Origin of the sequence: Ancylobacter sp. 3268 (assembly GCF_031456575.1) — a bacterium.
In the GTDB taxonomy this organism is placed as follows: Bacteria; Pseudomonadota; Alphaproteobacteria; order Rhizobiales; family Xanthobacteraceae; genus Ancylobacter.
On the sequence record NZ_JAVDUX010000007.1, the window covers coordinates 212,571 to 238,433 of the forward strand.

The 25,863-nt window shown below is 69.3% G+C and carries 24 protein-coding genes; 17 read left to right on the plus strand and 7 right to left on the minus strand.

What is annotated here, in order from left to right; all coding sequences use genetic code 11:
- Window positions 1-6 precede the first annotated feature (6 nt).
- The 4 genes from J2X65_RS12480 to J2X65_RS12495 form a co-directional block, all read right to left on the minus strand.
- Complete coding sequence (locus tag J2X65_RS12480; protein ID WP_310201398.1) at window positions 7-870, minus strand: TonB family protein; 864 nt, start codon at window positions 868-870, stop codon at window positions 7-9.
- A complete protein-coding gene (exbD, locus tag J2X65_RS12485; RefSeq protein ID WP_310201400.1) occupies window positions 867-1,388 on the minus strand; it encodes a TonB system transport protein ExbD in 522 nt (173 codons plus the stop codon). Before exbD ends, J2X65_RS12480 begins: the two co-directional genes overlap by 4 nt.
- Before the next feature lie 9 nt (window positions 1,389-1,397).
- Window positions 1,398-2,546, minus strand: a complete 1,149-nt coding sequence (exbB, locus tag J2X65_RS12490; RefSeq protein ID WP_310201402.1) for a tonB-system energizer ExbB — start codon at window positions 2,544-2,546, stop codon at window positions 1,398-1,400.
- A 213-nt stretch (window positions 2,547-2,759) separates the two neighbouring features.
- Window positions 2,760-4,202: an FAD-binding oxidoreductase gene (locus J2X65_RS12495; protein WP_310201404.1), complete on the minus strand. Its 1,443-nt coding sequence runs from the start codon at window positions 4,200-4,202 to the stop codon at window positions 2,760-2,762.
- 111 nt (window positions 4,203-4,313) lie between these two features.
- On the opposite strand from J2X65_RS12495, the gene J2X65_RS12500 reads away from it, so the two are divergent.
- The 9 genes from J2X65_RS12500 to mgtE all read left to right on the plus strand — a co-directional run bounded on the left by J2X65_RS12500 (window position 4,314) and on the right by mgtE (window position 14,223).
- Entirely contained in the window at window positions 4,314-4,727 is a 414-nt protein-coding gene (locus tag J2X65_RS12500; RefSeq protein WP_310201406.1) for a VOC family protein, read from the plus strand.
- A 58-nt stretch (window positions 4,728-4,785) separates the two neighbouring features.
- Window positions 4,786-6,597, plus strand: a complete 1,812-nt coding sequence (locus J2X65_RS12505; RefSeq protein ID WP_310201408.1) for an ABC-F family ATP-binding cassette domain-containing protein — start codon at window positions 4,786-4,788, stop codon at window positions 6,595-6,597.
- Window positions 6,594-7,397 (plus strand): RNA methyltransferase, encoded by an 804-nt coding sequence (locus J2X65_RS12510; protein WP_310201410.1) that lies wholly within the window; start codon window positions 6,594-6,596, stop codon window positions 7,395-7,397. The genes J2X65_RS12505 and J2X65_RS12510 overlap by 4 nt, the downstream gene beginning before the upstream one ends.
- Before the next feature lie 869 nt (window positions 7,398-8,266).
- Window positions 8,267-8,866, plus strand: a complete 600-nt coding sequence (locus tag J2X65_RS12515; protein WP_310201412.1) for an aspartate kinase — start codon at window positions 8,267-8,269, stop codon at window positions 8,864-8,866.
- Window positions 8,863-9,435: a flavoprotein gene (locus J2X65_RS12520; protein ID WP_310201413.1), complete on the plus strand. Its 573-nt coding sequence runs from the start codon at window positions 8,863-8,865 to the stop codon at window positions 9,433-9,435. Before J2X65_RS12515 ends, J2X65_RS12520 begins: the two co-directional genes overlap by 4 nt.
- Entirely contained in the window at window positions 9,428-10,888 is a 1,461-nt protein-coding gene (locus tag J2X65_RS12525; protein WP_310201415.1) for a DUF6513 domain-containing protein, read from the plus strand. The genes J2X65_RS12520 and J2X65_RS12525 overlap by 8 nt, the downstream gene beginning before the upstream one ends.
- Window positions 10,885-11,478, plus strand: a complete 594-nt coding sequence (locus tag J2X65_RS12530) for a DUF447 domain-containing protein (RefSeq protein ID WP_310201418.1) — start codon at window positions 10,885-10,887, stop codon at window positions 11,476-11,478. Before J2X65_RS12525 ends, J2X65_RS12530 begins: the two co-directional genes overlap by 4 nt.
- Before the next feature lie 25 nt (window positions 11,479-11,503).
- On the plus strand, window positions 11,504-12,253 hold the full coding sequence (locus J2X65_RS12535; protein WP_310201420.1) for a (5-formylfuran-3-yl)methyl phosphate synthase: 750 nt from the start codon (window positions 11,504-11,506) through the stop codon (window positions 12,251-12,253).
- 569 nt (window positions 12,254-12,822) lie between these two features.
- On the plus strand, window positions 12,823-14,223 hold the full coding sequence (gene mgtE / locus J2X65_RS12540) for a magnesium transporter (protein WP_310201422.1): 1,401 nt from the start codon (window positions 12,823-12,825) through the stop codon (window positions 14,221-14,223).
- Window positions 14,224-14,279: 56 nt separating this feature from the next.
- Here mgtE and J2X65_RS26980 read toward each other — a convergent pair whose 3' ends face one another.
- On the minus strand, window positions 14,280-14,759 hold the full coding sequence (locus J2X65_RS26980; RefSeq protein ID WP_404977698.1) for a DUF1059 domain-containing protein: 480 nt from the start codon (window positions 14,757-14,759) through the stop codon (window positions 14,280-14,282).
- Here J2X65_RS26980 and J2X65_RS12550 point away from each other — a divergent pair.
- The 4 genes from J2X65_RS12550 (at window position 14,712) to J2X65_RS12565 (ending at window position 18,672) form a co-directional block, all read left to right on the plus strand.
- Window positions 14,712-15,722 (plus strand): beta-ribofuranosylaminobenzene 5'-phosphate synthase family protein, encoded by a 1,011-nt coding sequence (locus J2X65_RS12550; protein WP_310201423.1) that lies wholly within the window; start codon window positions 14,712-14,714, stop codon window positions 15,720-15,722. The two genes, J2X65_RS26980 and J2X65_RS12550, sit on opposite strands and share 48 nt — an antisense overlap.
- Window positions 15,723-15,744: 22 nt before the next feature.
- Window positions 15,745-16,641 (plus strand): methylenetetrahydromethanopterin dehydrogenase, encoded by an 897-nt coding sequence (locus tag J2X65_RS12555; RefSeq protein WP_310201425.1) that lies wholly within the window; start codon window positions 15,745-15,747, stop codon window positions 16,639-16,641.
- 8 nt (window positions 16,642-16,649) lie between these two features.
- Window positions 16,650-17,774 (plus strand): ATP-grasp domain-containing protein, encoded by a 1,125-nt coding sequence (locus tag J2X65_RS12560; RefSeq protein WP_310201427.1) that lies wholly within the window; start codon window positions 16,650-16,652, stop codon window positions 17,772-17,774.
- Window positions 17,775-17,850: 76 nt separating this feature from the next.
- A complete protein-coding gene (locus tag J2X65_RS12565) occupies window positions 17,851-18,672 on the plus strand; it encodes a triphosphoribosyl-dephospho-CoA synthase (protein ID WP_310201429.1) in 822 nt (273 codons plus the stop codon).
- Here J2X65_RS12565 and J2X65_RS12570 read toward each other — a convergent pair.
- Window positions 18,662-19,339 (minus strand): HisA/HisF-related TIM barrel protein, encoded by a 678-nt coding sequence (locus tag J2X65_RS12570; RefSeq protein ID WP_310201431.1) that lies wholly within the window; start codon window positions 19,337-19,339, stop codon window positions 18,662-18,664. The genes J2X65_RS12565 and J2X65_RS12570 overlap by 11 nt on opposite strands.
- Before the next feature lie 28 nt (window positions 19,340-19,367).
- Here J2X65_RS12570 and J2X65_RS12575 point away from each other — a divergent pair, with 28 nt between their 5' ends.
- From J2X65_RS12575 to folB, 3 genes are read left to right on the plus strand one after another with little or no spacing between them, the layout of a single operon-like run.
- The gene (locus J2X65_RS12575) at window positions 19,368-20,330 is read left to right on the plus strand and encodes an ATP-grasp domain-containing protein (RefSeq protein WP_310201433.1); all 963 of its coding nucleotides are present in this window, start codon (window positions 19,368-19,370) and stop codon (window positions 20,328-20,330) included.
- The gene (locus J2X65_RS12580; RefSeq protein ID WP_310201435.1) at window positions 20,327-21,370 is read left to right on the plus strand and encodes a hydantoinase/oxoprolinase family protein; all 1,044 of its coding nucleotides are present in this window, start codon (window positions 20,327-20,329) and stop codon (window positions 21,368-21,370) included. Before J2X65_RS12575 ends, J2X65_RS12580 begins: the two co-directional genes overlap by 4 nt.
- Window positions 21,371-21,397: 27 nt before the next feature.
- Window positions 21,398-21,763 carry a dihydroneopterin aldolase gene (folB, locus tag J2X65_RS12585; protein ID WP_213364740.1) on the plus strand — a complete coding sequence of 122 codons (366 nt, stop codon included), beginning with the start codon at window positions 21,398-21,400 and terminating at the stop codon, window positions 21,761-21,763.
- A gap of 5 nt (window positions 21,764-21,768) precedes the next feature.
- Here the strand turns inward: folB and J2X65_RS12590 are convergent, their stop codons facing one another.
- Window positions 21,769-23,010, minus strand: coding sequence for an acyltransferase (locus J2X65_RS12590; protein ID WP_310201438.1), 1,242 nt, complete (start codon window positions 23,008-23,010; stop codon window positions 21,769-21,771).
- Between the two features lie 192 nt (window positions 23,011-23,202).
- Between J2X65_RS12590 and pepN the strand changes: the two genes are divergently transcribed.
- A complete protein-coding gene (pepN, locus tag J2X65_RS12595) occupies window positions 23,203-25,851 on the plus strand; it encodes an aminopeptidase N (protein WP_310201440.1) in 2,649 nt (882 codons plus the stop codon).
- Window positions 25,852-25,863: the final 12 nt, after the last annotated feature.

The following is a 25,863-nucleotide window of genomic DNA, read 5'->3' on the forward strand; positions in this document are numbered from 1 at the left end:
TGGCGCTCACCGCAGGGTGAAATCCACCGGCACGGTGAAGGCAATGGAGCCACCCGGCACTTCCGGCGGCGGCGGCGGCACCGGAGAAGCGCGGCGCAGCATCGCCACCGCTTCCTCGTCGAAGCGCGGATTGCCCGACGAGCCCACCAGCCGCACGCTGAGCACCTGGCCGGCGCGGTTGATGGTGAAGGCGATCCGCGCCTTGCCCGAGCCGCTCTCGCCGTTCGGGTAGCGCTTGTTGCGGTTGAGATGCGCCATCAGCCGCGAGCGCCAGTTCGCCGGCGTCATCGAGCGCGAAGAGGCGGCGCCCGCCGTTGGCGCGGCGATACGCTCGGAGTTTTCCGCCTGCATCTGCGGCGCGGCGGAGGTGCGCGGCGCCGGCGGCTTCTCGCTCTTCTCGCGCGGCTTCGGCTTCTTCTTCGGCGGTTCCTTCTTGGGCTCCACCTTCTCCGGCGGCGTCAGCTCCGCGGCGAGCGGCGCCGGCGGCGGCAGCGGCACCTCGATGTCCGGGGCGGGTGATTCCGTCACCTCCGGCAGCGGCTCCTCCTGCTTCACCACCTCGGGCGGCGGCGGCTCCACTTCCTCCTCCGGCATTTCGTCCGGCTTGACGTCCTCTTCGACTTCCTCGGGCGCTTCCATCATCTGCGGACCGGGCGCGACGTCCACCGGCTGGGAGGGCGGCGCCACCGGCACTTCGGCGAGCTCGATCATGATCGCCGCCGGCTCGGGCAGCGGCTCGGGCGGTGGGGACGACAGCAAATAGGCGAGCGCGCCGCCATGCACGCCCAGCACCAGCACGCCGCAGCCGATCCAGCTGCCGGCGCGAGCCAGCCGCTCGACCGTTCCGCCACGCAGCAGCATCAGGCTCATTGAGCCGCACCCGCAGGCGCCGGAGCGGCTGGTGCGGGCGCCGCGGGCGCATCGCCGGGCGCCTGGGCGCTCCCGGCGGCCGGTGCCGCCCCCGCCGCCGGCATGGCTTCCAGCCCGACCAGCGCGATCTTGAGATAGCCGGCACTGCGCAGGAGGTTCATCACCTCCATAAGGTCGCCATAGGCGACGCTCTTGTCGGCGCGCAGGAAGATGCGGGTGTCCTTTTTGCCTTCGGCGGCACGATCCAGCGTCGCGCCCAGTTCCCCGCGCGGCACGTCGTCATTGCCGAGCGCGAGGCCGAGGTCGCTCTTCACGCTGAGATAGACCGGCTTGTCGGGACGCGGCTGCACCGCCGCAGTCGAGGCCGGCAGGTCGACCTTCACATCGACGGTGGAAAGCGGCGCCGCCACCATGAAGATGATCAGCAGCACCAGGATGACGTCGATGAACGGGGTGACGTTGATCTCGTGATTCTCGGCGAGATCGTCGCCGTCGCCGCTCTGGAGCTTGGCAGCCATCGGTTCACCTCACTCGGCAGCGGCGCGCAGACGAGCCGTGGCCGCCGCCGAGCGCGACGTCTCGCGGGCGTCGCGTCGGTCGAGGTCGCGCGACAGCAGCCGCAGCACTTCGGCCGAGGCATCGCCCATCAGGATGCGATAGCCGGCTACCTGGCGGGCGAAGTGGTTGTAGATCACCACCGCCGGAATGGCGGCGACGAGGCCGATGGCGGTGGCGAGCAGCGCCTCGGCGATGCCCGGCGCCACCACGGCGAGATTGGTGGTCTGCGCCTTCGAGATGCCGATGAACGAATTCATGATACCCCACACCGTACCGAACAGGCCGACAAAGGGGGCGGTGGCGCCGATGGTGGCGAGCAGGCCGGTGCCCCGGTTGATCGCGCGGCCGGTCGCCACCTCGATGCGGCCCAGCGAGATCGAAACGCGTTCCTTGATGCCCTCGGCCGGCAGGTCGCCGGAGCGCTTCAGTTCGAGATCGGTGGCGCGCAGCATCGCCGCCGCCGGCCCCTTGGCGCCGCCACGGCGGGCCTCGTCCAGCGAGGCGCTGGCGAGGAAGCCGCGCAGCGCCTTGCGCACCCGCGCCTGCGCCGCCATCAGCTCGACGCTTTTCGCCAGCCACACCGTCCAGGTCACCACCGAGGCGAAGGCGAGGCCGATCATCACCGCCTTCACCACCCAGTCGGCGGCCATGAACATGCCCCAGGGCGATAGGTCATGCGGCAGCTGGGCGGAGACGGTGGGATCCTCGCCCTCAGGCGCCGGAGCTGCCGCCGGGGAGGACGCGTCGCCCGTCGCGCCGGTGCCCGCCGGGGCATCCGTCGCGGGAGCCGGGGCGGAGGGAGCCGTCGTCAGGGGTGCGGCGGTCGGTGGGGCAACGCCGTTGGGGGCAGCGGTGTTGGGGGCAGCGGTGTTGGGGGCAGCGGTGTTGGGAGCGGCGGCGGGAGCCGCCGGGGCCTGTGCCAGCGGCGGCACCGGCGCAGCCGCGGGCGCTTGCGTTGCCGCAGGCGCTTGCGTTGCCGTCGGCGCCACCCCCTGCGCAAAGGCTACCGGCGGCCCGGCAAACGCCGACAGCGCGAGGAGCGCGATCAGCGAAAGCCGGGGCGAGGCGGCGCGGCGCGGCATCGGAAGGCATGTCGTCGGCAGACGAAGGGTCGGCATTGGGCTACCCGTCATTGGCGGCCCGCCACAGCTTCGCTCAACACGCGAAGGCCGATGGACGGGGCGACTGATCAATTAACGGTTTCCTTAAACCCCTCTATACGCTCCCGACAACCTCAAAATGCCCGCCCCTCAAACAGTAGAACGGTTCAAAAGAAAGCGAATACTTCAATTCTCCACCTTATGATCGTTCTAGACTGATGCAGGTACTGGCTACACCTCCAGCACCTTGCCGGGATTCAGCAATCCCAGCGGGTCGAGCGCCTGTTTCAGCCGCGCCATCAGCTCCAGCGCCAGCGGATCGGCGTAGTGTCCGAGCTCATGCGCCTTCAGCCGGCCGATGCCGTGCTCGGCGGCGATCGAGCCGTCCATCTCGGTCACGATGTCGTGCACCATGCGGTTGAAGTGCTCCCACATGTCGATGAAGGCGGCTTTGTCCATGCCCACCGGCTGGCTGAGGTTGAAGTGGATGTTGCCGTCGCCGACATGGCCGAAGGGGCACGGCCGCAGGCCCGGCAGCTCGGCCATCACCGCCGGCAGCGCGCGGGCGAGAAACTCCGGCACCTTCGATACCGGCACGGAGACGTCGTGCTTGATCGAGCCGCCTTCATGCTTCTGCGCCTCGCTCATATCCTCGCGCAGCCGCCAGAGCGCGTCCGCCTGCGCCTCGCTGGCGGCGATAACCGCATCGGTCACCTCACCGGCCTCCATCGCCGCCTCCAGCCCGCTCTCCATCAACGCGCCGAGATCGAAGGCGCGGGTCGGGGCGGAGAACTCGGTGAGCACGTACCAGTCATAGCGTCCGGCGAAGGGCCGCACCGTGCCCGGCATGTGCTTGAGCACCGTCTCGACGCCGAAATCCGCCATCAGCTCGAAGGTTGTGAGCCCATCGCCGGCAAGGCCGCGCAGCCGGTGCAGCAGCTCCAGGGCATGTTCGGGGTCCGGCACGGCGAGGAAGGCTGTGGCCCGCTGGGCCGGCGACGGGAAAAGCTTGAGCACCGCCGCGGTGATGATGCCGAGCGTGCCTTCGGTGCCGAGGAACAGCTGCTTCAGGTCGTAGCCGGCATTGTTCTTGCGCAGCCGCTTCAGCCCGTTCCACACCCGCCCGTCCGCCAGCACCACTTCGAGGCCGAGCACCAGTTCCTTGGCGTTGCCATAGCGCAGCACGGCGGTGCCGCCGGCATTGGTGGCGAGGTTGCCGCCGATGCGGCAGGAGCCCTGCGAGGCGATGTGCAGCGGGAACAGGCAGCCCACCGCCTCCGCCGCCTTGTGGACGGTGTCGAGGATGCAGCCGGCTTCCACGGTCATCGTCATGTCGACGGGATCGACGTTGCGCACCTTGTCGAGCCGCGCCAGCGAGACGACCAGCTCGCCGAACGGCATCTGCCCGCCGACGAGGCCGGTATTGCCGCCCTGCGGCACGATCGGCACGCCCGCAGCCGCGCATTCGGCGACCACGAAGGCAACCTCCTCCGTGCTGCCGGGCCGCAGCACCGCCGGGGTGCGCCCGTCATAGAGCCCGCGCTCCTCGCGCAGATAGGCGGCGGTGTCGGCCGGCGCGGTCAGGACATGCTGGGCGCCGAGGCGCTGCGCGAGCATGGCGAGGAGCGGGCCGAGATCGGCGGGGGCGGAGGCGGGGGCGGGGGCGTTGGTCATGGGCGGCGTCCCGATGGCGGCCGGAGATGCGGCGGTGGGAGGGTGTTTACACAACTGCGTGCATGGCGGCCATATGGAGGCTTCCGGCTCCCGCACGCACGGTCCTCATCGATGTCCTCCTCCTCGCTCATCCTCTATGTCACCCTCGGCGTCTCCGATCTCGCCCGCGCCGTCGCCTTCTATGATCCGGTGATGGCGGCGCTCGGCCATGTCCGCAGCCCCAACGCCGAGCCCGGCTGGGAAGGCTACGGCCCGGATTATGATGGCGGCGTCAGCCTGTGGCTGTGCCATCCCTACAATGGCGAGGCGCCCGATCCGGGCAACGGCCCGATGGTGGCCTTTCGCGCCGCCAGCGCCACGCAGGTCGATGCCTTCCACGCCGCCGCCCTTGCCCATGGCGGCACCAGCGAGGGCGCGCCGGGCCTGCGCCCGCAATACACGCCGCATTTCTATGCCGCCTATACCCGCGATCCGGACGGCAACAAGCTCGCCTGCGTCTTCCATCGCCACGGGCTGGCGGAATAGCGCCCGCGGCCGTGCCTGCCCCCTTGCCCCGCGCGGGTTCATCCCCTATCCCCGCGCCATGGCACCCCCTCTCCTTCTGCTTCAAGACACGCGCCTCACCTTCGGCGGCACGCCGCTGCTCGAAGGGGCCGAGCTGTCCGTCTCCGCCGGCGAACGCGTCGGCCTCGTCGGCCGCAACGGTTCGGGCAAATCGACCTTGCTCAAGATCGCCGCCGGCCTCGTTCAGGCCGATAGCGGACCACGCTTCGTGCAGCCCGGCGCCACGGTGCGCTACCTGCCGCAGGAGCCGGACCTCTCCGGCTTCAAGACCACGCTCGACTATGTCGAGGCCGGCATGGGGCCGGGCGATCAGGAATACCGCGCCCTCTACTTGCTGGGCGAGCTGGGCCTCACCGGCGCGGAAGATCCGGCCAACCTGTCCGGCGGCGAAGCCCGCCGCGCCGCGCTCGCCCGCGTGCTGGCGCCCGAGCCGGACATCCTGCTGCTCGACGAGCCGACCAACCATCTCGACCTGCCGGCCATCGAATGGCTGGAAGCCGAGATCGCCTCTCTGCGTTCGGCTCTCGTGCTCATCAGCCATGACCGCCGCTTCCTGCAGGACCTCACCCGCGCCACCGTCTGGCTCGATCGTGGCCGTACCCGGCGCATGGAGCGCGGCTTCGCCTTCTTCGAGGAATGGCGCGACCAGGTGCTGGAGGAGGAGGAGCGCGACCAGCAGAAGCTCGCCCGCAAGATCGTCGCCGAAGAGCACTGGATGCGCTACGGCGTCACCGCCCGACGCAAGCGCAACATGCGCCGCGTCGGCGAGCTGGCGGATCTGCGCGCGAAATTCCGCGATCACCGCGGCGCGGTCGGCACCATCTCCGTCACCGCCACCGAGGCCGAGGTCTCCGGCAAGCTGGTGATGGAGGCCGAGCACATCTCCAAGTCCTATGGCGACCGCGTCATCGTGCGCGATCTGTCGATCCGCATCCAGCGCGGCGACCGCATCGGCATCGTCGGCCCCAACGGCGCCGGCAAGACCACGCTGCTCAAGATGCTCACCGGCGAGCTGGCGCCCGACAGCGGCAAGGCCAAGCTCGGCACCAATATCGAGATGGCGACGCTGGACCAGCGCCGCGCCGCGCTGGATCCCAGCCGCACGGTGCGCGACACGCTCACCGACGGCCGGGGCGACCAGGTGTTCGTCGGCGGCAATCCGCGTCATGTCATCGGCTATATGAAGGACTTCCTGTTCACGCCGGAACAAGCCGGCACCGCGGTGTCGCGGCTGTCGGGCGGCGAGCGCGGGCGGCTGCTTCTTGCCTGCGCGCTGGCGCAGGCCAGCAACCTGATGGTGCTCGACGAGCCGACCAACGATCTCGACCTCGAGACGCTCGATCTTCTGGAAGAGATGATCGACGACTATGCCGGTACGGTGCTCTTGGTCAGCCACGACCGCGACTTCCTCGACCGCACGGTGACCGCCACCATCGCCTATGAGGGCGATGGCAATTGGAACGTCTATGCCGGCGGCTATTCCGACATGGTGGCCCAGCGCGGCCATGGGGTGAAGGCGCGCGCCGCCCAGCCGGCCCCGTCCGCCGCTCCGAAGGCGGCGCCTGCCCCGGCGCCTTCGGCCGCGGGCGCGAAGCGCAAGCTCTCCAACAAGGAAAAATACGCGCTGGAACAGCTGCCCAAGCGCATGTCGCAACTGGAATCCGACATCAAGCGGCTGAACAACACGCTGCACACGCCGAACTTCTATACCCGCGATCCCGCCGGCTTCCAGAAGGCCACCGCCGAGCTCACCAAGGCCCAGGCGGAGCTTGCCAAGGCCGAGGAACAGTGGCTGGAGCTCGAAATGCTGCGTGAGGAACTCGGCGGGTGACCCGCCTCATCACCCTTGCCTCGCCGGACGACCCGCGCATCGACGCCTATCGCGTCATCAAGGAGCGCGACCTCGTCGGACGTGGCGGGCGCTTCATCGTCGAAGGCCGGACAGTGCTCGACGTCGCCTTGTCGCCGCGCAACCGTTTCGCGCTGGAATCGCTGCTGATCGCCGAGAGTCGGGCGGAGGCGCTGGCGCCCCTCCTCGCCCGGGCGCCGGAACATGTGCCGGTCTACACCGCCAGCCAGGCGATCCTCGACGGCATCACCGGCTTTCACATTCATCGCGGCCTGCTCGGCGTCGGCTTGCGAGGGCAGGAGACCTCCGCCGCCGCGCGTCTCGCCGGACTGCCGGAACGCGCGCTGGTGGTGGTGGCGCTCGGCATCACCAACCACGACAATGTCGGCGGCATCATGCGCAATGCCGCCGCCTTCGGGGCGGACGCGGCGCTGTTCGATTTTGCGTCCTGCGATCCGCTTTACCGCAAGGCGATCCGCGTTTCGGTCGGCGGCAGCCTCGTCGTGCCCTTCGCGCGGGAAGGAAGCGCGGAGGCGCTCCTGGACCTGCTGGCGGCACACGGCTTCGAGTTGCTCGCCTTCAGCCCGTCCGGTGCCACGACGCTGAAACAGCTCGCCCGCGCGCCGCGGACGGCGCTGATGGTCGGCGCCGAGGGACCAGGCCTGTCCGCTGCCATCATGGCCCGCGCCCGCACGGTGCGTATTCCGATGGCGGACGGATTCGATTCGCTCAACGTCGCCACCGCGGCGGGCATCGCCTTGCATCATCTTGCCGACATCTGACGCCAGCCACACCTGATAGAGCCGCCGCCAGCACCCAAAGTCGGCTAGCCATCTGCCTAGCCGGCAGGGAAGCCGCGATCCGCGGCGCATGGCGGGCCGCTCTGGAAACTGTCGTCCGGCGCCACCGCAAGCGCCGAATACCTTCGCCCGACGCGGATACCGCGGTCGTGCGCCGCGCGAAGCGGTCTGCGAATCCCGAATACGTGATCGGCATGAATCTCCCTCGACAAGCCTCCGGATCGGGCCCATCTTCAACATGGAATACGGAGTGGCCCGCCGCTCCATGACCGTCTAACCTTTAAAAGCCCGGAGCTCCGCTCCGGGCTTTTTTTTGCTTCCGGCCGTCTAGACGGCCCACTCCCGCTTTTTGGAAACGCGAAAACCGATCACGTGTCGATTTTATTGGTACTGGTAAGTTTCCCAATTTGACGCTAGGGTGTGTCCGTCCTCGTGGTGCGGATGAGCTCATGCTCGTTCCGCCGACGCCGACACCTCGCAATACCGCCCCCCGCGCGAGGTATCGGCCTCGGTATGGCCGCGAGACGGGTCGATGCTGCGCTCCGGCGCAGATGCCCGATGCCGGACCGCTCCCGCCAGGGCGGTCCGGCTACCGGCCCTGCCCGATCATTTGCCCGCCACTGCCGGCCGCCATGCCATCCGGCGCCCTGCCCGCGCGGCTTCGGCGCATCGTCATCGGCCCAACACCGGCCGGAGTCGAGGCTGAAAAAGGCAAGGTTGTCCGTCCCCGGCGCATCCCGGCCGCCAAGGCGTGGAAACCAAAGGGTTTTCCCGATCGACCATTTGTCGCATAAGCAGCGCTGCGCATCCGTGCTCAATGAGGCAGGATACGAGCCGCAGGACGCGACCTCATGCACCAGACATTTTTGCCGGAAGCGGTCATCGTCAAGCTCGGCGGCAGCCTCGTCGCCGCGCCGCGGCTCGCCGACCTGCTGGCCGGCCTCGCCGAGGCCGGGGCGCCGCTGATCATCGTGCCGGGTGGCGGCCCGCTGGCGGATGCGGTGCGCGCGCTGCAGACGCGCCTGTCGCTGGGCGACCGCGCCTGCCACCACATGGCGATCCTCGCCATGGAAAGCCTCGCCGTGGCCTTCGCCGACCTCACGCCGCGCCTCGTCGCCTGCGCCGACGCCGATGCCATGGCCGATGCCCATGCAGCGGGCCGCGCGGCCCTCTGGCTGCCGGCGGCGATGGGACGCGGTGCCGATCTTCCCGCAAGCTGGGACGTCACCTCCGACAGCCTCTCCCTGTGGCTGGCGCTGCGCCTCCAGGCCCGCCGGCTGGTCTTCGTGAAATCCGTCCCGGGCCCCTCCCCCCATCCGCAGGCATGGGCCGAGGCCGGCCTTGTCGACCCTCACGTGCCCGTGCTTGCCCCCCGCTATGCCGGACGCATCGAGCTCATGTCGATCGACGAAGCCCTCGCCGCCTTCTCCCGCAACAGGAGCGCGGCATGAGCGATGCCGGAACCCGCCATCGAAAAGACGCCCGCTGGGCCTGGGCACTCACCGGCTCGGGGCATTTCTTCGTCGAGTCGCTGGCACTGATCGCCACGCTCGATCCGGTCGATCTCTTCGTCTCCAAAGCGGCGGAAGAGGTGCTGCGCATGTATCGGCAGGAACTGCCGGCGGGGCTGCGCATCTATCACGACCTGTCCGCTTCCGCGGTGCCTGTCGGCCGCTTCTATGAGGGGCGCTACCACACCCTCGTCATCTCGCCGGCCTCGGCCAATACGGTGGCGAAATGCGTCTACGGCATCGCCGACAGCCTCGTCACCAATTGCTTCGCCCAGGCCGGCAAATGCCGGGTGCCGAGCATCGTCTTCGCCTGCGACACGTCGCCGGAAATGATCACCATGGCGCCGCGCGGACCGGTGCCGGTCTATCCGCGCGCCATAGACCTCGAGAACACCGACCGCCTGTCCCGCTTCGACTATTGCTCGGTCGTGGAATCCATCGGCGCGCTGGAGCACGCCGTCGCCGCCCGCAAGGCGGAACTGGCCGCCGGGATGCCGGCCGATGGCTGAGCAGCCCGACAAGCCCGCCCGCAACGGTGCGGAAAGGGTGGCCCTCGTCACCGGCTCGCTCGCCGAGCCGCGCCTGATCAAGGTGGCGGGCGAGATCGCTTCGCCGGCGCTCGATCCGGTGGTGGTGAATGTCGGCGTGAAGGTCGCGGCGCTGATGACCGCCGAGATCGTCGAGCGGCGGCTGAAGCTGCCGGAGGGGGCGGCACGCGTGGTGATGCCGGGCCGCTTCCGTGGCGACCTCTCGCGTCTCGAGCGCCATTTCGGCCTGCCCTTCGAGCGCGGGCCGGACGAGCTCGCCGACCTGCCGGAGCATTTCGGCAAGGCCCGCGCCCGCGCCGACCTCTCCCGCCACGACGTGACCATCTTCGCCGAGATCGTCGACGCCTCGGCTCTCTCGCTCTCCGAGCTCGTCGCGCGAGCGAGGAGCCTGGCGGCCGATGGGGCAGAAGTGATCGATCTCGGCTGCCTGCCCGACACCCCCTTCCCGCATCTGGAACAGGCGATCGCCGCCCTTCAGGCCGAGGGCCTGAAGGTCAGCGTCGACAGCTTCAATCCGGAGGAGCTCACGCGCGCCACCCGCGCCGGTGCCGACTACCTGCTCAGCCTCACCGAGCACACGATTCCCATCGCGGACGAAGGCCCGGCCGTGCCGGTGCTGGTGCCCTCCCCGCCCTCGGATCTCGCCTCGCTGGTGCGCGCCATCGAGGCGTGCCGGGCGAAGGGGCAAGCCTTCCTCGCCGATCCGATCCTGGAGCCGATCCATTACGGCTTCACCGCCTCGCTGGAGCGCTACGCGGCGCTGCGCCGGCTCTATCCGGACATCGGCATATTGATGGGCATCGGCAACGTCACCGAGCTCACCGACGCCGACACCACCGGCATCAACGCGATACTGATGGGCGTGATCTCCGAACTGCGGCTCAACGCCGTGCTGGCGGTGCAGGTCAGCCCGCATTGCCGGCTGGCAGTGAAGGAATTCGACCGCGCCCGGCGGGAGTTCTACGCCGCCCGCGAGGCCGGGGCGCTGCCGCAGGGCTTCGGCGGCGGACTGATGGCGCTGCGCGACCGCCGCCCCTATGCCGCCACGCCCGACGAGATCGCCGACCTCGCCGGCGAAGTGCGCGACCGCAACTACCGCATCATGGTGGCGCAGGACGGCGTGCACGTCTTCAACCGCGACGGCCACCACACCGGCGCCGATCCCTTCGCCTTCTTCCCCGCGCTGGGGGTGGAGAACGATGCCGCACACGCTTTCTATCTCGGGGTAGAGACCGCCCGCGCCGAGATCGCCTTCCGCCTCGGCAAGCGCTACGCGCAGGATGAAGCGCTCAAATGGGGCATAGCCGGGCGCGGCGACGGGCGCGACGACGACGGCAGCGCCGATCCGCACCGTTTGACATTCGACAAGGCGGGCTCGACGCTGCCCGCGAAGCCCGATAAGAGCGAACCATGATCCGCGAGACCATCGTCACCACCCGTTCGCGCAGCGGCGAGCGACACATCGCCCCCATGGGCGCGACGGTGATCGAGGGCGGCTACCTGCTCCAGCCCTTCAAACCCTCGCGCACGCTCGACAATCTCGTCGATACCCAGATCGGCGTCGTCAACTTCACCGACGACGTGCGGCTCATCGCCGCCTGCGTGCTCGGCAAGCGCATCCCGGTCGAAACCCAGAAGGCGACCTATATCGACTGCCCCCGCCTCGTCGGTGCGCTTTCACATGACGAGATCACGGTGGACCGGGTCGAGGAGGACCGGCAGCGTCCGCGCATCTTCTGCAAAACCCATCACAGCGAGGGTCATCATCGTTTTCTCGGCCTGAACCGCGCCAAGGCCGCGGTGCTGGAAGCCGCGGTACTGATCAGTCGCCTGCACATTCTTCCCGACGACAAGGTCGACGCCGAGATGGCCTACCTCGCCATCGCGGTGGAGAAGACCGCCGGCCCGGAGGAGCAGGAGGCGTGGGAGTGGATGATCGAGGCGGTGGCAGCCCATCGGCGGAGGCGCGACGGCCCGCCGCCCGATGCGGTTCCGCCCTCGTGAGCATGACGCGATGGAGCCGAGCCTCATGAGCCGCCATGTCCCGCGCCTGCACGTCCCGCGCCTGCATCCGGCTCCGCCCGGCCACGCGCCTGGCCTGCTTGCCAGCGTCGCCGATCTCGCCGAGATGCGTGCCGCCATCGTCGGTGGGGCCGATATCGTCGATCTCAAGCAACCGGCCTTCGGCGCGCTCGGCGCCTGGAGCACGGAGGCGCTCGACGCCGCGGTGATGCTGTGGAACGCCGGCGGCGAGGGGCGCCCGGCGCTCAGCGCCACCGCCGGCGACCAGCCCATGGTGCCGGCCATACTGGCCAGCGCCTGCGCCCGCGTCGCCGCCACCGGCGTGCCGATCGTGAAGGCCGGCCTGTTTGCCAGCCCCCATGCCGCCGCCTGCATCGCCGCACTGTCGCCGCTTGCTGCGAAGACCCGTCTCGTCGGGGTGCTTTTCGCCGATCAGGATCCCGATTTTTCGCTGGTCGCCAGCGCGGGCGCCGCCGGCTTCTACGGCATCATGCTCGACACCGCTGACAAGAAGGCGGGTCCGCTCACCCGCCATCTCGACCCGCTCACCCTCGGCCAGTTCGTCGAGGAGGCGCGCCGGAACGGGCTCATCACCGGGCTGGCCGGCTCGCTCAGCCTCGACGACATTCCCGCGCTCGGCGGCATCGGTGCCGATTATCTCGGCTTTCGCGGCGCGCTCTGCGCGGATGGGCGTACCGGCCGCTTCGATCCGGTGCGGCTCGCACAGGCACGAGCCCTGGTCCAGGCCCTTGGTTGAGACACGGCGCTTCCCTACGGTTTCCTGACCCTGCAGATGCCGATAACCGGCTGGACTCGGCCAGGGGAGTGCATTACCGTCCTCTTAACAATAAAAATTGAACTAATTTGCGGAAGATTTCTATGCATATCGATCAGGAAGAGAGCAGCGGCGGCCGATCTTTCGGAGGCTTCGTCGCTCTCGCCATTGTGCTGCTCCTGTTGCTCTGGCTTTGGCTCTAAAGTCCGCTGATCAAACCGTCCGCCCTGCCACCGCCGCGAACAGCGCCCCGGGTGCGGGGTTTTAAGTCGTTTCCGGCATCGAAAGCCGGCACCCAAGCGTCCCCCCTTCCCGCCCTGCGATGCCGCTTGACACAGGCCCGCGCCCGGTTCAGTGAAGCCGTCATGATGCAGTGCATCATCGATGCAATGCTCTCCACAACCCTCAAGATTCAACTGATGCCCAGCGACAGTGACAGTCGATCGTCCGGCCCGTGGCGGCCGGCGCATGTGAGCCGATCGCAGGCATGACCTGACCCGCTCGGCTCGCCGCGCCGCCCTCCCTGGACGGACGACGGAAAGTGAGCCGAGATGGATGATACCCGCAACACGGCGGAAGACCGCCGCGACGACGAGATTGTGGAAACCGCCGCGCGTGCCGCCCACGTCGCCGCCGAACTCGCCGAAGAACACCCCGCCGACATCGCCGAGGCCCTTGACGAGGAAGAGCCGGAGGTCGCCTCCGCCGTCCTCGCCAGCCTGCCGCGCGAGAAGCAGATCGAGATCCTCGATCTGCCCGACTTCGACCTCTCCGGGGACCTGATCGAAGCGTTGCCGGACGACGAGGCGATCCGCCTTATTTCCGAGCTGTCGGCCGACCGCGCCGCCGACCTGTTCCGCTGGATGGAGGAGCCGGCGCGCTCGCACCTGTTCTCGCGGCTGGCGCCGGCGACGCAGGCCGAGCTGAACCGCCTGCTCTCCTGGCCCGAGCACACCGCCGGCAGCCTGATGACCACCGAATTCGTCTCGGTGCCGTCGAGCTGGACCATCGGCGACACGCTGCGCCACATCCGCGCCATCGAGCGCACGCGCGAGACCATCTACGCCATCTATGTTCTCGACCCGGCGACCCACAAGCTGATGCAGGCGGTCACGCTGCGCCGGCTGATCACCGGCGAGCCGCAGCAGCCGATCCTTGCCGTCGCGCCGGCACATGACCCGATCACCGTCGATCCATTGATGGACCGCGAGGACGTGGCGCGGCTGATCTCGAAATATGATCTGCTCGCCGTCCCGGTGGTCGATGCCGACGAACACGTGCTCGGCATCGTCACCGTCGACGACATGATCGACGCCATCATCGAGGAGGGTACCGAGGACGCGCAGAAATTCGGTGGCATGGAAGCGCTGGACGAGCCCTATATGGAGATCGGCTTCCTCGCCATGCTGAAGAAGCGCGCCGGCTGGCTCTCCATTCTGTTCCTCGGCGAGATGCTCACGGCGAGCGCAATGCAGCATTTCGAGGACGAACTCGAGCGCGCCATCGTGCTCACGCTGTTCATCCCGCTGATCATGAGCTCGGGCGGCAATTCCGGCTCGCAGGCGACTTCGCTGATCATCCGCGCGCTCGCCCTGCATGAGATCAAGCTCGGCGACTGGTGGCGCGTCGCCCTGCGCGAACTGCCCTCCGGCCTGGTGCTGGGCGGCATCCTCGGCGCGCTCGGGGTAACGCGCATCACCATCTGGCAGCTCGCCGGCTTCCACGATTACGGCGAGCACTGGCTGCTGGTGGCGGCGACCGTCGGATCGGCGCTGGTGGCCATCGTCACCTTCGGCTCGCTGATCGGCTCGATGCTGCCCTTCGTACTTAGGCGGGCCGGCTTCGATCCGGCGAGCGCCTCGGCGCCCTTCGTCGCCACCTTCATCGACGTGACCGGCCTCGTGATCTATTTCAGCGTCGCGCTGGCCATCCTGCACGGCACCCTGCTGTAGCGCCGATACTCCGGCACTCCGCCCCTCGCAGCATCGAGGGGCGGAGCGCCGTCATGTCAGGCGGCGCGCGGCGCGGCCGCCGGCGGCGTACCCTGGTGGATGGCCTTCTTCATCTCGCTGCGGAGTTCCGGCGTGTCCTTGTGGCCGTGCATGGCGACGGCGTGCTGAACGGCCGCTTCCATCAGTTCCTTTTCCGTGTCGGCAGCCATCGCCAGCGTACATTTCCTGTCGCTGGGCATTTCCCGGCAATCGATGAAATAGCGTCCCATATGCGCCTCCCTGGTCAGGGCGCCGCTCGGGGAACATCCCATCACGCGGTCGGCATCCACCGCATGGCGGCACCGCGGGAAAGCTACGCCCGCCGACGACACCGGGCAAATCACGAAGGGCGCACCGCCTTCGCCCGCCCGCCGGCCCACCGGCAAATGGTCGCGGCCCGATTGCCCTTGCCGGCGGCGGGGCTCTACCATGGCGGCGAGGAAACGCCCGTGAACGATAATACCCAGTCCATCGCACGCCCCGGCCGGCAGACCCATGCGAACGGGGTCCGCATCGTCGCGCCGGCGCGGCTGCATCTCGGCTTCCTCGATCTTGCCGGCAGCGTCGGCCGCCGCTTCGGCAGTCTCGGCCTTACGCTCGACCAGCCGACGCTGTCGCTGAAGATGGCGCCAGCGGATGAGCTCACCGCGGCCGGCCCCGACGCCTCACGCGCCCGTGCTGCGGTGGAGCGGGTGGCGGCGCAGTTCAATTTCGATCCGCGCGTCGCCGTCACGGTGGAGCGTGCATTGCCGCCACATGCCGGGCTGGGCTCCGGCACGCAGCTGGCGCTCGCCGCCGGGTCGGCGCTCGCCACGCTGCGCGGACGCCCGCTCGACGCCCGCACCCTCACCGCCGCGCTCGACCGTGGAGCGCGTTCCGGCATCGGCATGGGCGCCTTCGCGGAGGGCGGGGTGCTGCTCGACGGCGGCAAGGCCGCTGGCCGCGACGCACCTCCGCCCATCCTCGCCCGCCATCCCTTTCCCGCCGATTGGCGCATCCTGCTCGCCTTCGACGACAGGTCGCAGGGCCTGAGCGGCAGCGAGGAGGTGACGGCGATGAACGCGCTGCCGCCCTTCGAAGATGCGCTGGCCGGCCACCTCTGCCGGCTGACCCTCATGGTCGCCCTACCGGCGCTGGTGGAGCAGGACTGCGCCGCCTTCGGGGCCGCCATCGGCGAGATCCAGGCCCGGCTCGGTGATCACTATGCCCGCGCGCAAGGCGGGCGCTACACCAGCAAGGATGTCGAGGCGGCGATGGAATTCGCGACGGCCGAAGGCGCCGCCGGCGTTGGCCAGAGCTCGTGGGGACCGACCGGCTTCGCCATTCTGGGCACCCCCGACACCGCCGAGCAACTGGCGACGCGGCTGCGCCAACGCTTCGCCCATCGTCCGAACCTGTCCTTCGAGGTGGCGCGCGGCCGCAACACCGGCGCACGCACTGAACGGCTCGGCACCGACTGACACTTCCCGGGAGAACCACGGAATGGACGAGCACGCGCCGATCCTGCACATCGTCTCGCCCCTGCGCCACATCAGCCCCTTCGACGTCAACATGGCGGTCGATGCCGGCTATGCGACCGTCCTTCCCTACAGCGAGGTCACGCTGGAGGAGGTCGGCGAGCTGGTGCAGGACATGATGTTCTCGCGCCCGCCCGCCGGAGCGCCGCGCACCGGCCTGTTCATCGGCGGCAAGGATGCCGGCCTCGCGCTCGACATGGCCGACCGGGCGCGGGCGGTACTGTTCCCGCCGTTCCAGATCTCGGTCTTCGTCGATCCGGCGGGCGCCTTCACCACGGCCGCCGCCATGGTGGCGGAGGTGGAGCGGCATCTGCGCGCCGTCCGCCCGCAGGGGCTGGAGCAGGCGCGCGTGCAGGTCTATGGCGCCACCGGCGTCGTCGGCGGCATTGCCGGCGTGCTCGCCGCCCGTGCCGGCGCGCAGGTGACGCTGGTGAGCCATCGCGACATAGAGAGCGTCGAGGCCAAGGCCCGCGACTTCGCCGGCCGCTTCAGCGTCTCGCTCGCCTGTGCGGCCGCCCGCAGCGAAGACGACAAGCGCGCCCTGCTGCCCGAGGCGGATGTGGTGCTGGCCTGCGGCAAGGCCGGCGTCGAGATACTCTCCGCCGATGCGTTGGCTACGGCCCCCGCCCTCCAGGTGGCCGCCGATATCAACGCGGTGCCGCCCGCCGGCATTGAGGGCATCGACGCGATGGCGAACGGCATCGTCCTGCCTGGGGGAGCGCGCGGCATCGGCGCGCTCACCATCGGCCAGCTCAAATATCAGGTGCAGCACGAGTTGCTGAAACGCATGCGGGTCGCCGAGGGCCCGCTCGACATCGGCGTCGAGGTTGCCTTCGACCTCGCCCGGTCGCTCGCCAGCTGAGCCGCCGCATGCCCGATATCGTGGTCGCCGCCCTTTCCGCCCGCGCATTGGCGGCGGCGGCGCGGCGTGCCGGTCGCGAACCGCTGGTGATCGACCTGTTCGGCGACGAGGATACCCGTACGCTGGCGGCCGAGATGGTGCCGCTGCGCCGTCGTGACAGCCTTGCCATCGACGCCGCCGACCTGATCGAAAAACTGGAGATCCACGCGTCTGCGTCGTGGCCGCTGGTGCTGGGCTCGGGCTTCGAGGCCGCACCGGACCTCGTCGACCGGCTGGCGGCGCGCTGGCGGCTCGCCGGCAATGGCGGTGCGGTGCTGCGGCAGGTGAAGGACCCGTTCGCGTTCAGCCGGCTGCTGACATCGCTCGACATCGCGCATCCCCGCATCTTCGCAGAGGTGGCGCCGACGGGCGTGGAGGCGCTGGAAAAGGCCATCGGTGCCTCCGGCGGCGCCCATATCCATCCGGCGCAGCGGGTACAGGCAAGCGGCCACTATCTGCAGGAGCGCATCGAGGGGCGTGCCATCTCGGCACTGTTTCTCGCCAATGGAGCCGAGGCTCGCCTTCTCGCCTTCTCCGGGCAGTGGTGCGCGCCCGACGCCGCCTCGCCCTATCGCTACGGCGGCGCCGCGGGGCCGATTGCGGTACCCTTGTCCGTCGAACACGGCGTCGCCGAGGCGCTGGACCGTCTTGCCGGCGCCACCGGTCTGGTCGGCCTCGCCAGTGCCGATCTCATCCTGTCCCGCGACGGCTGGAGCCTCATCGAGCTCAACCCGCGACCGGGGGCGACACTGGACATCTTCGACCGCCCCCCTTTTCCGCCGCTGCTGCGCCTGCATCTCGATACCTGCGAAGGCCGTCTGCCGGACCTTGCGCCCCTGCGCCCCGCCCCGGAATTCGGCGCCCGGGCGGCCGGCATCCTCTATGCGACGGCGGAGAGCACGATGCGGCTGGACACTCTGCCGCCCCATATAGCCGATCGCCCTGCCTTCGGCACGCGACTGCACCCCGGCGATCCGGTCTGCACGGTCTTCGGCGAGGGACATGATGCCGAGGAAGCACGCGGCCTGATGCTGCTGCGCATGGATGCGCTGTGGGAGGCGATGCGGCGCGCCAGCCCCGGGGCAACGGAGTGAGGATGAACATGCAGCCGGTTCCCGCCCGCATCGAGGCTACCGCGCCGGATGCCGCGACGGCGGGACGGCCGCAATCATGACAGCGGCCGAGATCGAAGCCGCCTTCCTCGCGGCCTGCCTGGCCGAACTCGACGCGCTCAAGCCCGGCAATGTGCACCGCTTCTCTGCCGGCCACGGGATGGAGGTCGCGCATTTCGAGGCCGCCGCCCGCGCCGCCGCACCGGCGATCGCCCGCCCCGGCGCATCGGTGGGAGCCCGCATCGAGGCGGCGGTGACCGCCTCCCTGGCCGTCACCGGGCTCAATACCAATCTCGGCATCCTGCTGCTCTGCGCCCCGCTCGCCGCCGCGGCCGAGCGATCGGCGCCGGTGCAAGAGGCGCTCGGCGACATATTGGCGACGCTCAATAGGGAGGACGCCGCCGCCGTGTTCCGCGCCATCGCCGCCGCCAGTCCCGGCGGCCTCGGCCGGCGCGCCGATCACGATGTCGGTGCCCCTCCGCGCATCGGCCTTTTGGATGCGATGCGGCTCGCCGCCGATGACGATCGCATCGCCCGGCAATTCATCACCGGTTTCGCGGATGTGTTCGACATCGGCGTCGCCGGTTTGCACGCGCTCGCCGATGCCGCGCTGGAGGCACGCACGGAAGCCATCTATCTCGCTTTCCTCACGGCCTTCCCCGACAGCCATATCGGCCGCAAATTCGGCCTCCCGACCGCCGAGGCGGTGGAGCGGGAGGCGCGGGAGATCGCTGCCGGCATCGAGTGGCGCGCCCCGGCGGCACAGCGCCATCCGCCGCTTGCCGCCTTCGACGCCAGCTTGAAGGCCCGCGGGCTAAATCCCGGCACCAGCGCCGACCTGACGGTGGCCAGCCTGTTCGCCGCCGCGCTCAGCTCATGAAGCCGGCGATGTCGGCGGCGCCGAGCCGTCCGTCATGCAGCGCGCTCGCCACCAGCACCCCGGCAACGCCGATATCGCGTAGCCGATGGAGATCCTCGACGTCGCGCACGCCGCCGGCGGCATAGATGCGGCGGCCCTCCGCCCGCGCCAACGTCGCGCGCAGGCGCTCATAATCCGGCCCGGTATCGCCACCGACGCGGGCGAGCGTCATCACGATCACCTCGTCGGGCCAAAGTTCTGGACGCTCATGCAGTTCGGCGGGACCGCGCGGCCCTTCCGGGCCGTGGTCGAGCGAAAGCACGCTCCCGCCCTCGCGCAGCGCCGCGCGGCCGCTGTCGGCATCGGCCATCGATTCGGTGCCGAGCACGCGGCGCAGGCCCGGCCCCACCCCGGCAGGCCTCACCTCGGCGGCATCGATCCACAGCCGCTCGAAATGCCGCGCCAGTTCCGTCAGCTCGGCCCGGTGCGGCTCCCGGCCGGCAATAGCATCGAGATCGGCGACATAGAGGGTGCGGAACGGTGCCAGTTCGCGCAGCGCCTGCGCGATCCGCGCCGGCTCCGCGCCCGCGCAGAGGCCGGAGGCGATGGGGCGATAATTCGCACGGTCGCCGCGCCGCGCATGCACGACGACGCCTCCCATCAGGTCGATCACCGGTATAAGTTCCACTCGGATAGGCTCCGCCGCGAAGGGTTCGATGCTGGTTCTGGTGTGTGAGTTTGTAACCGGAGGCGGGCTGCGGGGCGAAGCGCTTTCGCCCTCGCTCGCCACCGAAGGCGCGCTGATGCGCGACACGCTGATCGGCGATCTCGAAGACCTGCCGGGCGTCCGGGTCATCACCACCCATGACGACCGCCTGCCGCCGCCGGCGCGCGGCGACAGCCGCGCCATCGCCGCCGGGGAGGATGCGCTGGCGATCTGGGCGGAACTCGCCGCCGGGGCCGATGCCGCCTGGCCGGTTGCGCCGGAAACCGGCGGCGTGATGGAGGCGGTGGTCGCGCGGCTGCGCCAGCGCAATCGCCGCGTCCTCGCCTCCGATGCCGCAACGCTGCGACTCTGCGCCAGCAAATACGCCACCGCCGCCCGCCTCGCCGCCGCCGGCATCGCGGTGGTGCCAAGCTGGCGCCCCGCCGAGATTCCGCCGGACATCGCCCCCCCGCTGGTGGTGAAGCCCGACGACGGTGCCGGCAGCCTCGACATCCACCTGTGCTCCCGCGCCGAGGCGGCGGCCGCCGGCCCGAAGGCGGTGGCCCAGCCTCTTGTCGCGGGCGCGGCTGAAAGCCTCACTCTGCTCTGCCAGGCCGGCCGGGCGTATGTGCTCGGCGTCAACCGCCAGCATGTGGAGATTGCGGAAGGACGCTTCGGCTTCCATGGCGTCACCGTGGGCATCCGTCCGCCGGGCGCGTCCGAAACCGGGATCGCTCAGGCGATCCATGCCGCACTTCCGGGCTTGCATGGGCTGGTCGGCGTCGATTATCTGGCGACGCCCGCCGGGCCGGTGGTGGTCGAGGTCAATCCGCGTCTGACCACCTCCTATGCCGGCCTGCGGCGGGCGCTCGGCGTCAATGTCCTCGCCTTCGTCGCCGATCTCATCCGCGACGGCGCGGTGCCGGAGCTGCCGCATCTTCCCCTGCCCACCCCGGTCGAGGTGCTTGTGTGACGACGATTTCGCGTTTGGGCTGGGATGTCGGCGGCGCCCATGTGAAGCTGGCCGCCTTCGGCGAGGATGGCCGGCTCGCTGCCGTGCGCATCGCCCCCTGCCCGGTCTGGAAAGGCGCGCACCACCTCGCCGAGGCGCTGCGCACGCTGCGGGGCGAATTCCCGCCCGGCGCCACCTCCGCCGTCACCATGACCGCCGAGGTCGCCGATCTGTGGCCGGACCGCCATGCCGGCGTGGTCGGCACCGCCGCGCTGCTGATCGAGGAACTCGGCAGCGCGCCGCTGGCGCTGTTCGCCGGGCCGGAGGGCTTCGTGCCGGCCGAGGAAGCCGCGGCTCATTCGGCCACCATCGGCTCGGCCAACTGGTACGCCACCGCGGCGGTCCTGGCGCATCTGCTGCCCGCGGGCGTGCTGGTCGATATCGGCTCCACCACCGCCGATCTCATCGCCTTCGGCGACGGCCGGGTGCAGGCGCGCGGCTTCACCGACGCCGAACGGCTCGCCAACAGCGAATTGCTCTATACCGGCGCGGTGCGCACCCCGGTGATGGCGCTGGCGGAGCGCGCCCCCTTCGCCGGCCGCTTCGTGCCGCTGATGGCGGAGCTCTACGCCACCACCGCCGACATCTACCGGCTGCTCGATCTCCTGCCCGACAATGCCGATCTGCACCCGACCGCCGATGGCGGCGGCAAGACCGTCGAGGCCAGCGCACGCCGGCTGCTGCGCATCGTCGGCGAGGACCTCACCCCGGCGAACCAGCCGCGCGTGCGACGCCTCGCCTATCATCTGGGGCAGCAGCAACTGCACCGCCTTGCCGGTGCGCTCGACGCGGTGGCTTCGGCACGCGACGATGATGTCGGCCTGGTGGTCGGCGCCGGCGTCGGCCGCTTCCTGTCGCGCCAGCTCGCCGAGCGGCGCGGCGCCGCCTATCTCGATCTCGCCGACGTCCTCACCGACGATCCCAGACTGGCCGGGCCGGCAGCCGATTGCGCGCCGGCGGTAGCGGTCGGGCTGCTGTCTGCCGCCCTGGCCCAGGGCTAACGCATAAAAACAACCGGGAGCGCCTTCATGTCCGACCGAATCTTCCTGCGCGGCATCGAGCTGCACGCCTATCACGGCCTCTATGAGGAGGAGGCCCGGCTCGGCCAGCGTTTCGTGATCGACGTCGACTGGTGGCTCGACGCCCACGCCGCCGCCGAGCACGACGATTATGGCGAGACCGTCGGCTACGAGAAGGTGTTCGAGACCGTGCACGCCGTGTCGTCTGGGCACCGTTTCCATATTCTCGAGGCCTTTGCCGAGGCGATCGCCGCCGAGATTCTGCGCCGCTACGCCCGCGTCGAGCGGGTGCGGGTCGAGCTGCACAAGCCGCATGCCCCGATCCCCGGCGTGCTGCGCGACGTCGGGGTGGAGATCGTCCGCCAACGCAACTGAACGCGTCAGCCGCGCTTGATGCGGACCGGCACCGGCGTGCCGTAACGCGACGTCGGCCGGGCCGACGGCAGCAGGCTCGCGGGCTTTTCCTGCGCCCGTGCCAGCCGGGCGAAACGGTCCCGCCACGGCACCTCGATCAGCCGGAAGCTCAGCGCCGCGAGCGCGACCACCAGCACGACCACCAGCGCCAGCACGATGCCGGCGCCGGCGGCACCGATGTCGTAGAGCTGCTTGGCGACGCCATCGACCACCACCTGATGGCGAAGATCGACGCCGACGAGATCGCCATAGGCCCACAGGCCATAGCTGACCACCAGCACCAGCACCGGCATGTGGATCAGGTAGATGGAAAACGACCAGCGGCCGAGCGCCTGCAACGGGGCCAGCCGCATCAGCCGCGAGGCGAGGCCGCCTTCACGCGCAAAGACCAGGATCGGCACCGCGAAGGCCAGCGGCGCCAGCACGCTCAGCGCGTGCGCCTTGTCGGGCCCCTGGCCGGCGGCGACGATGAATGTGGTGGCCAGAGCCAGCGAGGCCAGCTCGAACAGGGTGGCGAAGGGCAGAGGCCGGTCCCGCAGCGCCGCATGCAGATGATAGGCGCCGACGCCGGTGAAGAAGCCGGCAATGCAGCGTATATAGCCGAAATCGGCGGTGGAATTCATATAGGCCGGCGCGAACACGACGATGATCGCCGCTGCCGCCGCCGCGAGGGCCGAGGATACCAGCAACAGCTTCCGCCGGGCGACCAGCACCACCAGCGCGAACAACAGATAGGTGTAGAATTCCGCGCCGATGCTCCAGGCCGGCCCGTTCCAGGCCGAGCCGTACAGCCCCATGGAATTGAGCAGCAGCGCGTTGAGCAGCAGGGCCTGCAGCGAATAATTGCCGCTGCTGGCATCGATCAACAGCCGCTCGGGGTGATGGCCGGCGACGTTGATCGCCATCACGCCCAGCATCATGGCGAACAATATCGCCAGATGCAGCGGCCAGAGCCGGCCGACACGACGCAACAGGAAGCCGGTGAACTGCCGCCGATCGCCGATTCGGTCGCGATAGGCGTGACAAACGACGAACCCGGATAGGACGAAGAAAAAGTCGACAAAAAGATAGGAATTTAAAATAAATTCATTCCGCATGAAGGGCGTATTGACGATAAATATGAAGTGATAAACGACCACCATGACTGCACAAACGCCACGCCATGCGTCGAGAACCTCGAATCTTTCGCCGGTTGCGGCTGCATGCATATCGAAGACCTCTTAGGTACCATCCTGCCATCAGACATCATCGGAAAATGACTGTCGGCACTCAGCGGAATCGCTAACGGCACAATGTGGCGAGAGTTCCGTTCTCAATTCGAGCGCTAGAGAGGTCGGGGGGACTTCCGGTCGTCGCCCCGACGTTCTACAGCTTGCTGCTCGTGCATGCGGGAGTGAGCGATGATGCGTGATGCCGACCCCAGCCCCGTTCGTCTCGCGGATTATCGACCGCCGGACTGGCTGGTCGACACGGTCGATCTCGACATCAGCCTCCACCCCACCGCCACGGTCATTCGCGCCCGGCTCGGCATGCGCCCCAACCCGGTGGGCCGCGAGGGATCGCCGATCGTCCTCGACGGCGATGAACTCGTGCTGAAATCATTGACGCTCGATGGGGAACGGCTGGCCGGCAACGCCTACAGCGTCACCCCATCCTCGCTCACCCTGCTGGCGCCGCCGCAGCGCCCGCTGGTGCTGGAGATCGAGACGCGGCTCGATCCCTCCGCCAACACCAAGCTGATGGGGCTCTATCGCTCCAGCGGCACCTATTGCACCCAATGCGAGGCCGAGGGCTTCCGCCGCATCACCTATTTCCCGGACCGGCCGGACGTACTGGCGGTCTACACCACCCGCATCGAGGCCGAGCGAGCCGAAGCGCCGGTGCTGCTCGGCAATGGCAACAAGGTCGAGGAGGGCGAGGTGCCCGGCACCGACCGGCATTTCGCGGTGTGGCACGATCCGTGGCCGAAGCCCTGCTATCTGTTCGCGCTGGTCGGCGGACGCCTTGACCGCATCAGCGACCGCTTCGTCACCGCTACCGGGCGCGAGGTCGAACTCGGCATCTATGTCGAGCCGGGCAAGACCGCGCGGGCCGGCTACGCCATGGACGCGCTCAAGCGTTCCATGCGCTGGGACGAAGAGGTCTTCGGCTGCGAGTACGACCTCGACGTGTTCAACATCGTCGCCGTCGCCGATTTCAACATGGGGGCGATGGAGAACAAGGGCCTCAACGTCTTCAACGACAAATACGTGCTGGCAACCCCGGAGACCGCGACCGACAACGACTATGCCAGCATCGAGGGCATCATCGCCCACGAATATTTCCACAACTGGACCGGCAACCGCATCACCTGCCGCGACTGGTTCCAGCTGTGCCTGAAGGAAGGCCTCACCGTCTTCCGCGACCAGGAGTTTTCCTCCGACCAACGCTCGCGGCCGGTGAAGCGCATCATCGACGTGCGGCTTCTGAAGGCCTACCAGTTCAGCGAGGATGCCGGTCCGCTCGCACATCCGGTGCGGCCGAGCACCTATCGCGAGATCAACAATTTCTACACCGCCACCGTCTACGAGAAGGGCGCCGAGGTGGTGCGGATGCTGAAGACCCTGCTGGGGCCGGAAGGCTTCCGCAATGGCATGGACCTCTATTTCGAGCGCCATGACGGACAGGCGGCGACCATAGAGGACTTCCTCGCCTGCTTCGCCGACGCCACCGGCACCGATCTCGCCCATTTCGCCCTCTGGTACGCCCAGTCCGGCACCCCGCAACTCACCGTGACCGGCGAGTGGAACCCGGCCGAGAACAGCTACCGGCTCGATGTCGAGCAGACCCTGCCGCCGACGCCCGGCCAGCCGGACAAGCAGCCGATGCTCATCCCCCTCGCCATCGGCCTCGTTTCGCCCTCGGGAGAGGACCTGCCGCTCACCCTCGCCGACGGCACCTCGCCGGCGGGCGGCGTGCTGACCATCGACAGCGCGCGGCACAGCTTCGTGTTCCGCGACGTGCCCGAGCGCCCGGTGCCCTCGCTCAACCGCGGCTTCTCGGCACCGGTGCGGCTCGCCAGCAACCTGTCGACCGAGGACCTCGTCTTCCTCGCCCGCCACGATCGCGACCCGTTCAACCGCTTCGAGGCGGTGCAGACCATCGCCTTTGCCTATCTCATCGAGGCGACGCAGGCGGTGTCCTCCGGCCGCAACCTGCCCGGCCCGGAGGCGCTGATCGCCGCCATGGCGGCGAGCCTCGCCGACCCGGCGCTCGATCCGGCCTTTGTCGGCCAGGTGCTGACGGTGCCGTCGGAAGGCGATATCGCCCGCGAGATCGGCCGCGATGTCGATCCGGACGCGGTCTATGCCGCCCGGCGCAACCTGCGCCGCGCCATCGGCACCGCGCTCGCCGATCCTCTCGCCGGCGCCTTCGAGCGCTTCGCCGCTCCCGGCCCCTATTCCCCCGACGCCGCCTCGGCCGGCCGGCGCACGCTGCGCAACACCTGCCTCGGCCTGCTGGCGGAGGCCGGGACCGGCGACGGCATTGCCCGCGCCCTCGGCCTGTACCGTGCCGCCGACAATATGACCGATCGCCTGCAGGCGCTGATGACGCTGGTCCACTACGCGCCGGAGCAGCGCGACGAGGCGCTGGGCGATTTCTACGAGCGCTTCCGCGACGATCCGCTGGTGATCGACAAGTGGTTCGGCATCCAGGCGCAGATCGCCGAGCCGGCGACGCTGGACCGGGTCCGGGAGTTGACCGGCCACCCGGCCTTCTCGATGCGCAACCCGAACCGGGTGCGGGCACTGATTGGCAGCTTCGCCACCGGAAACCCGACTCAGTTCAACCGCGCCGACGGCGCCGGCTTCAACTTCCTCACCGACACGGTGCTCGATCTCGACAGCGCCAACCCGCAGTTGGCGGCACGGCTGCTCGGGGCGTTCAAGAGCTGGCGGGTGCTGGAAGCCGGACGGCGTATACAGGCGGAAGCGGCGCTGCGCCGTGTCGCCCGCACGTCCGGCCTGTCGCCGGACGTCACCGACATCGTCACCCGCTCGCTGGCGTAGGGATGGCCCGGC

Excerpts from the sequence above, each read along its gene's own strand:
- J2X65_RS12480 (WP_310201398.1), bottom strand. The coding sequence starts at position 870 with ATGAGCCTGATGCTGCTGCGTGGCGGAACGGTCGAGCGGCTGGCTCGC.
- exbD (WP_310201400.1), bottom strand. The coding sequence starts at position 1,388 with ATGGCTGCCAAGCTCCAGAGCGGCGACGGCGACGATCTCGCCGAGAAT.
- exbB (WP_310201402.1), bottom strand. The coding sequence starts at position 2,546 with ATGCCGACCCTTCGTCTGCCGACGACATGCCTTCCGATGCCGCGCCGC.
- J2X65_RS12495 (WP_310201404.1), bottom strand. The coding sequence starts at position 4,202 with ATGACCAACGCCCCCGCCCCCGCCTCCGCCCCCGCCGATCTCGGCCCG.
- J2X65_RS12500 (WP_310201406.1), top strand. The coding sequence starts at position 4,314 with ATGTCCTCCTCCTCGCTCATCCTCTATGTCACCCTCGGCGTCTCCGAT.
- J2X65_RS12505 (WP_310201408.1), top strand. The coding sequence starts at position 4,786 with ATGGCACCCCCTCTCCTTCTGCTTCAAGACACGCGCCTCACCTTCGGC.
- J2X65_RS12515 (WP_310201412.1), top strand. The coding sequence starts at position 8,267 with ATGCACCAGACATTTTTGCCGGAAGCGGTCATCGTCAAGCTCGGCGGC.
- J2X65_RS12520 (WP_310201413.1), top strand. The coding sequence starts at position 8,863 with ATGAGCGATGCCGGAACCCGCCATCGAAAAGACGCCCGCTGGGCCTGG.
- J2X65_RS12525 (WP_310201415.1), top strand. The coding sequence starts at position 9,428 with ATGGCTGAGCAGCCCGACAAGCCCGCCCGCAACGGTGCGGAAAGGGTG.
- J2X65_RS12530 (WP_310201418.1), top strand. The coding sequence starts at position 10,885 with ATGATCCGCGAGACCATCGTCACCACCCGTTCGCGCAGCGGCGAGCGA.
- J2X65_RS12535 (WP_310201420.1), top strand. The coding sequence starts at position 11,504 with ATGAGCCGCCATGTCCCGCGCCTGCACGTCCCGCGCCTGCATCCGGCT.
- mgtE (WP_310201422.1), top strand. The coding sequence starts at position 12,823 with ATGGATGATACCCGCAACACGGCGGAAGACCGCCGCGACGACGAGATT.
- J2X65_RS26980 (WP_404977698.1), bottom strand. The coding sequence starts at position 14,759 with ATGGGTCTGCCGGCCGGGGCGTGCGATGGACTGGGTATTATCGTTCAC.
- J2X65_RS12555 (WP_310201425.1), top strand. The coding sequence starts at position 15,745 with ATGGACGAGCACGCGCCGATCCTGCACATCGTCTCGCCCCTGCGCCAC.
- J2X65_RS12560 (WP_310201427.1), top strand. The coding sequence starts at position 16,650 with ATGCCCGATATCGTGGTCGCCGCCCTTTCCGCCCGCGCATTGGCGGCG.
- J2X65_RS12565 (WP_310201429.1), top strand. The coding sequence starts at position 17,851 with ATGACAGCGGCCGAGATCGAAGCCGCCTTCCTCGCGGCCTGCCTGGCC.
- J2X65_RS12575 (WP_310201433.1), top strand. The coding sequence starts at position 19,368 with ATGCTGGTTCTGGTGTGTGAGTTTGTAACCGGAGGCGGGCTGCGGGGC.
- folB (WP_213364740.1), top strand. The coding sequence starts at position 21,398 with ATGTCCGACCGAATCTTCCTGCGCGGCATCGAGCTGCACGCCTATCAC.
- J2X65_RS12590 (WP_310201438.1), bottom strand. The coding sequence starts at position 23,010 with ATGCATGCAGCCGCAACCGGCGAAAGATTCGAGGTTCTCGACGCATGG.
- pepN (WP_310201440.1), top strand. The coding sequence starts at position 23,203 with ATGATGCGTGATGCCGACCCCAGCCCCGTTCGTCTCGCGGATTATCGA.